General features: G+C 33.1%; 11 protein-coding genes and 1 tRNA gene. 3 read left to right on the forward strand and 9 right to left on the reverse strand.

Annotated features, from left to right (window positions below):
- The 4 genes from mdh to QXW15_RS07515 all read right to left on the reverse strand — a co-directional run.
- Positions 1-928: malate dehydrogenase (gene mdh / locus QXW15_RS07500; RefSeq protein ID WP_342790260.1), on the reverse strand; the 928-nt coding region annotated here is incomplete at its 3' end.
- A 56-nt stretch (positions 929-984) separates the two neighbouring features.
- The gene (gltA, locus tag QXW15_RS07505; RefSeq protein ID WP_287949946.1) at positions 985-2,112 is read right to left on the reverse strand and encodes a citrate synthase; all 1,128 of its coding nucleotides are present in this window, start codon (positions 2,110-2,112) and stop codon (positions 985-987) included.
- Positions 2,113-2,387: 275 nt separating this feature from the next.
- Positions 2,388-2,747 carry a PIN domain-containing protein gene (locus tag QXW15_RS07510; RefSeq protein WP_055041134.1) on the reverse strand — a complete coding sequence of 120 codons (360 nt, stop codon included), beginning with the start codon at positions 2,745-2,747 and terminating at the stop codon, positions 2,388-2,390.
- Positions 2,744-3,355 carry a translation initiation factor IF-2 subunit beta gene (locus QXW15_RS07515; protein ID WP_287954756.1) on the reverse strand — a complete coding sequence of 204 codons (612 nt, stop codon included), beginning with the start codon at positions 3,353-3,355 and terminating at the stop codon, positions 2,744-2,746. The genes QXW15_RS07510 and QXW15_RS07515 overlap by 4 nt, the downstream gene beginning before the upstream one ends.
- A gap of 239 nt (positions 3,356-3,594) precedes the next feature.
- Here QXW15_RS07515 and QXW15_RS07520 point away from each other — a divergent pair, with 239 nt between their 5' ends.
- Positions 3,595-3,972, forward strand: coding sequence for a ribbon-helix-helix domain-containing protein (locus QXW15_RS07520; protein WP_048102371.1), 378 nt, complete (start codon positions 3,595-3,597; stop codon positions 3,970-3,972).
- Positions 3,962-4,459, forward strand: coding sequence for a hypothetical protein (locus tag QXW15_RS07525; protein ID WP_054964324.1), 498 nt, complete (start codon positions 3,962-3,964; stop codon positions 4,457-4,459). Before QXW15_RS07520 ends, QXW15_RS07525 begins: the two co-directional genes overlap by 11 nt.
- On the opposite strand, the gene QXW15_RS07530 is transcribed toward QXW15_RS07525, so the two are convergent.
- Genes QXW15_RS07530 through QXW15_RS07540 form a run of 3 tightly spaced genes read right to left on the reverse strand, consistent with a single transcriptional unit; the run spans position 4,447 to position 7,021 of the window.
- Complete coding sequence (locus QXW15_RS07530; RefSeq protein WP_342790264.1) at positions 4,447-5,340, reverse strand: ABC transporter ATP-binding protein; 894 nt, start codon at positions 5,338-5,340, stop codon at positions 4,447-4,449. The two genes, QXW15_RS07525 and QXW15_RS07530, sit on opposite strands and share 13 nt — an antisense overlap.
- Positions 5,340-6,158: an ABC transporter permease gene (locus tag QXW15_RS07535; protein WP_048102368.1), complete on the reverse strand. Its 819-nt coding sequence runs from the start codon at positions 6,156-6,158 to the stop codon at positions 5,340-5,342. Before QXW15_RS07535 ends, QXW15_RS07530 begins: the two co-directional genes overlap by 1 nt.
- 11 nt (positions 6,159-6,169) lie before the next feature.
- Entirely contained in the window at positions 6,170-7,021 is an 852-nt protein-coding gene (locus QXW15_RS07540) for a hypothetical protein (RefSeq protein WP_048102367.1), read from the reverse strand.
- Positions 7,022-7,163: 142 nt separating this feature from the next.
- On the opposite strand from QXW15_RS07540, the gene QXW15_RS07545 reads away from it, so the two are divergent.
- Positions 7,164-7,238: transfer RNA gene (locus QXW15_RS07545), tRNA-Glu, on the forward strand.
- Between the two features lie 97 nt (positions 7,239-7,335).
- Here QXW15_RS07545 and QXW15_RS07550 read toward each other — a convergent pair.
- Entirely contained in the window at positions 7,336-8,142 is an 807-nt protein-coding gene (locus QXW15_RS07550) for a hypothetical protein (RefSeq protein WP_342790266.1), read from the reverse strand.
- Between the two features lie 2 nt (positions 8,143-8,144).
- Positions 8,145-8,369: hypothetical protein (locus QXW15_RS07555; protein ID WP_342790267.1), on the reverse strand; the 225-nt coding region annotated here is incomplete at its 5' end.

The following is an 8,369-nucleotide window of genomic DNA, read 5'->3' on the forward strand; positions in this document are numbered from 1 at the left end:
TTACAGATTCAACGCTTTTCTCCCATGCGGCCTTATCCTCCTCATTAAACTGTAAATCATAGATTTCCTCAACACCACTGGCACCTATTTTAATAGGTACTCCAATAAACATGTTTTCTATTCCATAGTGTTTTGCATGATTACCTGTGAGGTATGCAGCACATGGAATTACCCTCTTCTTATTTTTAATTATGGATTCCACCATTACAGCTATTGATATTGAGGGTGCATAAAAAGCAGTTCCTGTTTTATAAAGGTTGAGTATCTCACCACCACCGAATCTTGTCCTTTTGATAATTTCATCTATTTTTTCCTTTGGAAGAAGATGTTCTATTGGTATTCCAGATACACTTGAGTATCTTATGAATGGAACCATATCATCCCCATGGCCGCCTATGACAAATGCATTTACATCCTCAACGGAAACATCAAGAGCCTCTGCAAGAAATGTTCTAAATCTTGCGCTATCCAGTGATCCACCAAGCCCGAGAATTCTAGATGGTTCTATGCCAGATGCCTTTTGAAGTGCATATGCCATTATATCTGCAGGATTTGTAACCGCAACTATAATTGATTCGGGAGAATATTTTTTAATTTTTTCTCCAACATCCTTCATTATGCCTATATTTTTTAGAAGTAAATCATCCCTGCTCATTCCCGGCTTCCTTGCAAGACCAGCAGTAACAACTATTACATCAGAACCCTTTAAATTTTCATACTCTTTCTCATCAGCGGTGCAGAAACCCCTCAATTTATAATCAAAACCCCAGTGGGGTGCACCCTCCTGAATGTCAAGAGCCTTTCCAGCAGCAAGCCCGTCAACAATATCAAAAATATATATGTCGGCCACATCTTTTATTGCCAGAACCTGTGCCACACTGGCTCCAACAGCGCCAGCGCCAATAATAGAAATTTTCTTGTTTGCCATAGACTTATATTTCAATTAAAATTAAATATTTTTGTAACTTCCATAAAATAAAAAAATTATCTTTCATCAATTTTTTTAAACTGTTTTTCCCCAGGCCCTATGTAAACCGCCCTTGGCCTTATAAGCCTCTCCTCATTTTCAACGTATTCCGAGATATGTGCAACCCATCCAAGAACCCTAGAAAATCCAAATAATACTGTGAATGTATATACCGGAAATCCAATTTCGTTAAATACAAGCCCTGAATAATAATCTGTATTTGGATATATACCCTTTGAGGAAAATCTTTTTATTCCAAGGTCTTCAAGATTTTCTGCTATTTTAAGCAAATTCTTTTCATCGTCAGTAATGGCCAGCTTTTCCGCTATTGATTTAAATATTTTCATTCTTGGGTCATATGTTTTATAAACCCTGTGGCCAAATCCCATGAGCTTTTTATTTTTCTTCACAATATTATCTTCGAACCAGGAATCCACATTTTCGGGTTTTTTAATGGCCAGAAACTGGTTGAATGCCGCCTCAGCAGCCCCTCCATGCAGTGGCCCCTTCAATGCGGCAATTGCAGCAGTAATGCATGAATACATATCTGATAATGTTGATGCGGCGATTAAGGCGGCCGTGGTAGATGCTGGCACCTCATGGTCAATATAGATTATAAGAGCGGCATTCATTGCATTAATTTCATCCTCAGTGACATTGTCAAAGCAGTTTCTTAAAAATGCCTCGGCATATCCATATTTTGGGTCAGGTTCCTTTAATCTTAATCCCATTTTATGCCTGTAAATGTTGGAAATAATGCCCAGGTTTTCACCAAGTATTTTTGTTGCCTGTTTTCTATCATTTTCCTTATTCCATGAGTACTCACCGGATGACATGGATGCAAAGGCAGTTTCCATCATTGTCAGTGCATCTGAATCCCTTGGCAGCTCTGAAATAAGGCTAAGCACATGCCTTGGCAGTTTGTAATGCTCCTTTAATTCTTTTGTAAATTCATCCAGCTGCTTTTTATTGGGAAGCTCACCATAAATCATTAAATATGAAACCTCCTCAAAGGAGCAGTTACTGACAAGGTCATTAATATCATATCCGCGGTATCTAAGTATGCCCTTAATTCCATCTATGTATGTCAATGATGTATGCTTAATAAATACATCTTCCAAACCCAAATTTATATCACTTTCCATATGATCACCCTATATTCTTTTCATGGTTATTTTACCCAGATTTTATCTTTTTCAGCAATTGTTCAATTTTTTGATTGTTTTTTGTGGTGGTTTTATGGGTAAGATAGATCATGAAAGGATATAATTTTTAATCTTATCCTTAAATTTAAACATTATGATAGGAAAATAAATAAACAAATAATAATTTTAAAATAAATGACAATATTAATATTATATTTTAATAAAATATTAATTTCGGCAATATATTAAATAAATTAAAGCATAAAAAATGAATTTTAAATCATTTTAATTGTTTTACCCTGGGAGAAAATTAAAACCCTGATATTTTTAGACCTTAACCTCTGTATGAGCCCACGGTCATTGGTTAGAACATAGCAATTTAAAGCCTCAGCCGTTTTTAATATACAGTCATCACCCCTCCCTGAGGACCTAATAACATTGAAATACTCTGAATATTTTAGGGCCGCCCCGGCATACCAGTATGTCCTTGATAATCCCTTTAATTCATCTATTACACATTCAGGAATTAATATTTCAAATGCAACCGGTAAATTTAAAATTGCATTTCTTATATCAAGCCTATTTTTTATTGAATATATTAGGGAATTTGTATCTGTAATTAAGGTCTCTTTCATTTTACAACTTCGGCTATGGCTATATTCTTTCTAATCTTTTTAATTAATACCCTTACATTCTGCCCCTTCTTAACACCGGGTATGTATATTATAAAATCTCCATATCTTGCATGGCCTTCACCTGATCTTCCTATCTCTGTTACAGTAACATTATACGTTTTGCCCTCTGATAACTCTGATTCCTCCTCCTTGATTTCCCTAACAGTTCTTATTGGATGCTGGGCGCCGCACGCCTTGCAAACAAGCAGGCTGGTTCTGCCCACCTTTTCTATGACAGTATCAGGTGAATTGCATTCATAGCAAAAAACATAGGTGGCCATATACTGGTCCATCTTCGCCCTTATTTCCTCCTCACTGATCTTTCTGTTAATAATTAGCCTTCTCTGGTCAATGTTGGCCCCAATACCGAATTCTTTTGTTAAGTATTTTACAATATCCTCGGGATTCCTGTTAAGCATGTCTGCTATATCAAGGAAGTTCCTGATAATCGTGGTCTTACCCTCATATATTATATCTGGCTCCGGTACCTTAAGCCTTTCCTCGAATTTATTTTTCTGTGATAATACATCTGAAGCATCATTTAATAATTTATTATAATCAAAGCCCATAATTGGTAATGCCTTTAATGGATATTAACATTATTTTATTATAATATTATTTAATAAAATGTACATTATTTTAATTCTTTCACATAAAAATGGATTTTATATTTTATATTTTTATAAATTAGTAAAATAGGTTTTTATTTATAATATTAAATTAAAAATAAAAAAATAAATACATACAAAAATATATTTTTGTACATACAAAAGAAAAAAATATATACTATTATAATCTTATACTTTTAATGAGGGATAAAACTGAAAAACTTACATTAAGAATATCAAAGGAGGAACTTGAGGAAATTGACAGTTTTTTATCCACAAATTCTAATTATACAAACAGATCGGAATTTATAAGGCTTGCAGTTCTTGAATATATATCCAATCTAAGAATAGGTATAATTTCAAAAAATAACACATTACATGTAAATCCAATTATTGAAAAAAGCCTTCAGAGGGCCGTATCATCAGGTTATTTCAAAAGCCTTGATGATGCCTATGAGGAAATAATAAATGAGGCATGGAGAAATAATATTATTTCAGGTCTAATAGAGGCCAAGCATAAGGAAATAGAAAAAATAGAAAAAACACTGGAGGGTGAAAAAAAGTATGATGAGTTATGAAAAAAATGGTTTTCTTGATATAGTCAGAAATTTAGAGGATATAAATTATTTTACATTTATATCCATGCATTCCGGAATATACAAATCATTGGATGGAAATCTGCCCGCAAATTCAACATATTATTATATTGAAATGGGTTTAAATAAGGTAAATATTGATGAATACACAAACTACAGTTACAGAAACATCCTGCACAATGATAAGGTAAGCATAAGCTCTGGCAGGGCCATGAATCATTACCGCTTTGTAAGAATCATGTCAATAAAAAATATATCCGCTGATATCTTAAATTGTATTGAGGATGCCGCAATGTACATATTCATTGATAATGACAGGAATGTCTTCTCGGAAATATATGATTACATGTCCAAAAAGGGAATACCGTTTTTAAAGGTTATCCATAAAAAATACTACAATATTAACGGAACAAACTATGCATCACCACACAGGCTTTTTGATTATATTTTTGAAAATTATGTACCATAGCCGCTATCCTTTGTTAATGATATATATATTTCCTCAAGGTCATCATATTTTTCCACATATTTAACATGCATGCCATTTCTTGAGAACATATTTATAATATCATCGTTGTGCATATCAGGTGGTTTTTCCAGAATAATTTCATTTCCATTTACCCTGAATGGGTGTATGTTTCCATCAAGATTATTATTATAATCGGATTCCAGTGTAATTTTCAGCATTTCCCTGTTTTCCTCAGTTTTTGAATCATGGCCTATGGTTCCACTGTTAATAATTATCACCCTGTTGCATAGCTCCCTTGCCTCATATAACAGGTGAGTGCTTAAAATAACCAGCTTATCCCTTGATATCTCCTTAATTAATGAATGAATCTCGCTCATTCCCTTTGGGTCAAGTCCAAATGTTGGTTCATCAAGCACAACTATCTCTGGATTGCCCATCAATGCAACAGAAAGTGCCAGCCTCTGCTTCATACCCCTTGAATATCCACCAGTTTTCCTGTCAAGAAACCCCGAAATCTGTGTTATTTTTGATAACCTGTCTATTTCTGATTTTATCTCCTCATTTTTTAAACCTTTTATTTTTCCGGTAAAATTTAGTATTTCCCTGGATGTTAAATACCCATAAAACTCTGGCTGTTCTATTAAGGACCCGAGAAAACTCAGTGCCCTTTCAGGATAATCTGAAACATTTATGCCATTGATTGTAACCTCACCATGAGTTGGCCTGATTATATTTGTCATGAGCTTTAGCATTGTTGTTTTTCCCGCACCATTAGGCCCCAAAAGTCCGGTGCATCCGATACCAGAAAATGTAAGGTTTATATCATTTAGTGCGGTTATCTTCCCGTATTTTTTGGTTATATGATCAAGCCTGATCTCCATTACTGCACCTCCTTTCTATCAAACAAAAAGAGGCCTATGACAAAGGTTGCAACAAAATATACAAACATAATAAGGCCTGCCAGCATAATGTCTGGAAAGGGTGCAGGCGCCAGGCTCTGTCTTGCAAAAAAATCCTCTGTGTTTATATTCACATAAACCCTCTGTATAATGCTTGCCGCATCGCTTAGAAGGTAAAATGGGTCTATTTTATATAAAAGTTCTATAATAAAGGACCCTGCATAGAAAACAATGTAATAAATTAAAAGGACAGATATATATGCATAGGTGTTTTTATTAAATATTGCGCTTATCATGAAGGTTAATGATGTCATTGAGAGCACAAATAATATTAGGAGCACCAATGAGTAATAGAAATATATTTCAGGTGGTTTTTTAAATATAAATGAAAGCGTGGCAGCCTCAACTATTATATAAATAAGCACTATGACCAGTGTAACACTGAATGCGGCAAGGAATTTACCAACGAAGAGTTTGTGCCTGTTTATTGGCAATGGAAATATATAAAATGCCGTTTTATTCTCAATTTCTGAGGAAATTGCAGGTGAACCAAAAAATACCGATGCAAAAACAGGTATGTATAACAATATTAATGACCATAAAAAGTAAAATAATGCAATTTTTAGGCCCAATGGCAGGGCATTTGAACCAAGAATTTTTGGAAGATCATTTACATACTTAAAAGAAAAATAAACCATCATTGCACTGATTATAATAATCAAAAAAAGCATAAGAAAAAAGCTTTTAGACCTGTAATAATTTTTTATGTACTGTAAATAAACTGTTAACAATTTTGACATGCATCATCAAATTACGATTTTATATTTAAGGCTTTAATTAGTATACCGATATCGCTAAAACCTTTGTTATATTTTATTATTAAATTGTTTCCACTGGATATAACTGTGGGCCTGCCAAGAACACTGGTTACATTGCTTTTCGCTCTAAGCGCTGCATTTAGGGCCAGGTCAAATATTAATGCATCGGTTGATGAATTAAAATGCATGTTTATCAACGTTTTATTTTCTGTAATATTTAATGTCATGTAGCTTGCACCAATACCTGATGAGCTCAGATTATAATATATTGATGAATTAATATTCATGTTTAGGTATTTTTCAATGGGTTTAGCCGTATAATTATGTATATGTGAGTAAAGTGAATCATTTATTGCCTCCTTTTCACCCATGACAACATATGTATTTAATATAGTATAAACATAAACATTTGTGCTTTCATTTGATATTAGTGCGGTTAGGTTTGTCTTTGCAATTCCACTAATTATCTGCCCTATGTCAAGGTTCTTTACCTCATAAACTGTTGTCTGCTGCATTACCATTGTTTCTACAGTTATATTTTTTAGCATTGATGCATAAGTTGAAGTTCCAGACGGTGAAAAAATTCTGGTACTGTTGCTTGGAAGTATGTTGTATGAAATATTTGCTATTATGCCAAGGGATCCATGCACATCATAAATATAAAAGGTTGAATTGTTTTGGTTAACCGTTGCCACGGCTGTTGAATTTGATGGTATATAATCAAATGGATTTTTTGAATCTAATTTTTTTTCTTCCTTATAATAATTAAAGGCCAGTACCGAGGCTGGAATAATTAATATTAATGCCACCGATATTACAATAATTTTAAATGTTCTTGGCCTCATATAAATAACAATTAAATCGCTATAAATATACTTTGCCTTTAATAATTAATAATACATTTATACACATTTAAAATGCTTATTTTTATACATTGTTGGCAGGTAGTGAAATAACTTATATAGCAGGAAAAAATACAGAATCTAGGCTCCGGTGGTGTAGTCCGGCCAAGCATTAGGGACTCTCAATCCCCCGACTCGGGTCCAAATCCCGACCGGAGCATTTTTTTGTAAATTTTTAAAATAAATTAAAAGAAAATTGCATTTTAATAATTTACAAATGCACTAATGTGCTGGTCTTTTTGATTAGAAGTTAAAAATTATTTAAAAATATCCTCAAGTGTGTACTGGTTTCTTTTACCGGAAGTTTCATACAATTTTTCAAGGACATATACAAGAATAACCATGGATAGAATCCATATTAATGTGGATATTAATAGCAAATTTGTATTTAATCCAGAATGGTAATAATTAATTCCGGCTTTTCCTGTTAAGGAATAAATTATTATCGAAAACATTGCATTGAATGGTGAATAATAGATTAGATCAGGGCCTGGCTTTCTGAAAATCTGCAGTCCAAGCACAAGAATAAAGGTTAGGATCATTGGAATTTGTGAAATAAATTTAAGCGACCCTACCTGATTTAAGAGGCTGAGCAGGTATGAAAAAAGAAGGCCTAAAAGTGTGAAAAATAGTGATATAACGATTAATATAAATATCAGCATGTATATATTTTTGATATATACTGAGGAAAATCTAAGCCTGAATATTAATAATGAAAATATTATGGCAAAAATGCCCACTACCATGCTAAATGTTAGGGACGATAATATATTTGAAAACGATACCTCATATGATTTTACCCTATTAAACCTTGTAATATAGGGTATCGATAGATTCATGGATACTGTGTAAAAAACCACGGATGCCATGGATACGCTTATTCCAAATAACAATATGAAAGATATATATGTGGATTCTGTATATTTTAAATATGCTCCGGATGGTGCCGGGAAACCATATGCATATATTAAGATCCATACCAGAACAAATCCAAAACTCCAGATTAATGAATTCCTATTTTTAAAATATGATATAATACCAATTTTATAGAGCGTTGATATCATTTTTACACCTCATATAAATATAATAGGTCATCTATATTATTTATAACATTGTTTTCTTTGCCATATGTAAGATATATTATCCTGTCATTGCCCCTTATTTCTATAAATTTATCCTGCGGCCTTGTGGTATTTACATTCATTGAAAATATTAATTCACCAGGGCTTATTTTTTCCGATAGGTTACCATCAATCATTATGTTTAATGTGGAACCTTCAATTTTTTTTAT

This window comes from Acidiplasma sp. (assembly GCF_038728925.1).
GTDB classification, from domain to species: Archaea; Thermoplasmatota; Thermoplasmata; order Thermoplasmatales; family Thermoplasmataceae; genus Acidiplasma; species Acidiplasma aeolicum.

What these genes read in the sequence shown, in the direction of transcription:
- QXW15_RS07535 (WP_048102368.1), bottom strand. Translation starts at nt 6,158, where the DNA reads ATGTCAAAATTGTTAACAGTTTATTTACAGTACATAAAAAATTATTAC.
- QXW15_RS07550 (WP_342790266.1), bottom strand. Translation starts at nt 8,142, where the DNA reads ATGATATCAACGCTCTATAAAATTGGTATTATATCATATTTTAAAAAT.
- QXW15_RS07515 (WP_287954756.1), bottom strand. Translation starts at nt 3,355, where the DNA reads ATGGGCTTTGATTATAATAAATTATTAAATGATGCTTCAGATGTATTA.
- gltA (WP_287949946.1), bottom strand. Translation starts at nt 2,112, where the DNA reads ATGGAAAGTGATATAAATTTGGGTTTGGAAGATGTATTTATTAAGCAT.
- QXW15_RS07525 (WP_054964324.1), top strand. Translation starts at nt 3,962, where the DNA reads ATGAGTTATGAAAAAAATGGTTTTCTTGATATAGTCAGAAATTTAGAG.
- QXW15_RS07510 (WP_055041134.1), bottom strand. Translation starts at nt 2,747, where the DNA reads ATGAAAGAGACCTTAATTACAGATACAAATTCCCTAATATATTCAATA.
- QXW15_RS07530 (WP_342790264.1), bottom strand. Translation starts at nt 5,340, where the DNA reads ATGGAGATCAGGCTTGATCATATAACCAAAAAATACGGGAAGATAACC.
- QXW15_RS07520 (WP_048102371.1), top strand. Translation starts at nt 3,595, where the DNA reads ATGAGGGATAAAACTGAAAAACTTACATTAAGAATATCAAAGGAGGAA.
- QXW15_RS07540 (WP_048102367.1), bottom strand. Translation starts at nt 7,021, where the DNA reads ATGAGGCCAAGAACATTTAAAATTATTGTAATATCGGTGGCATTAATA.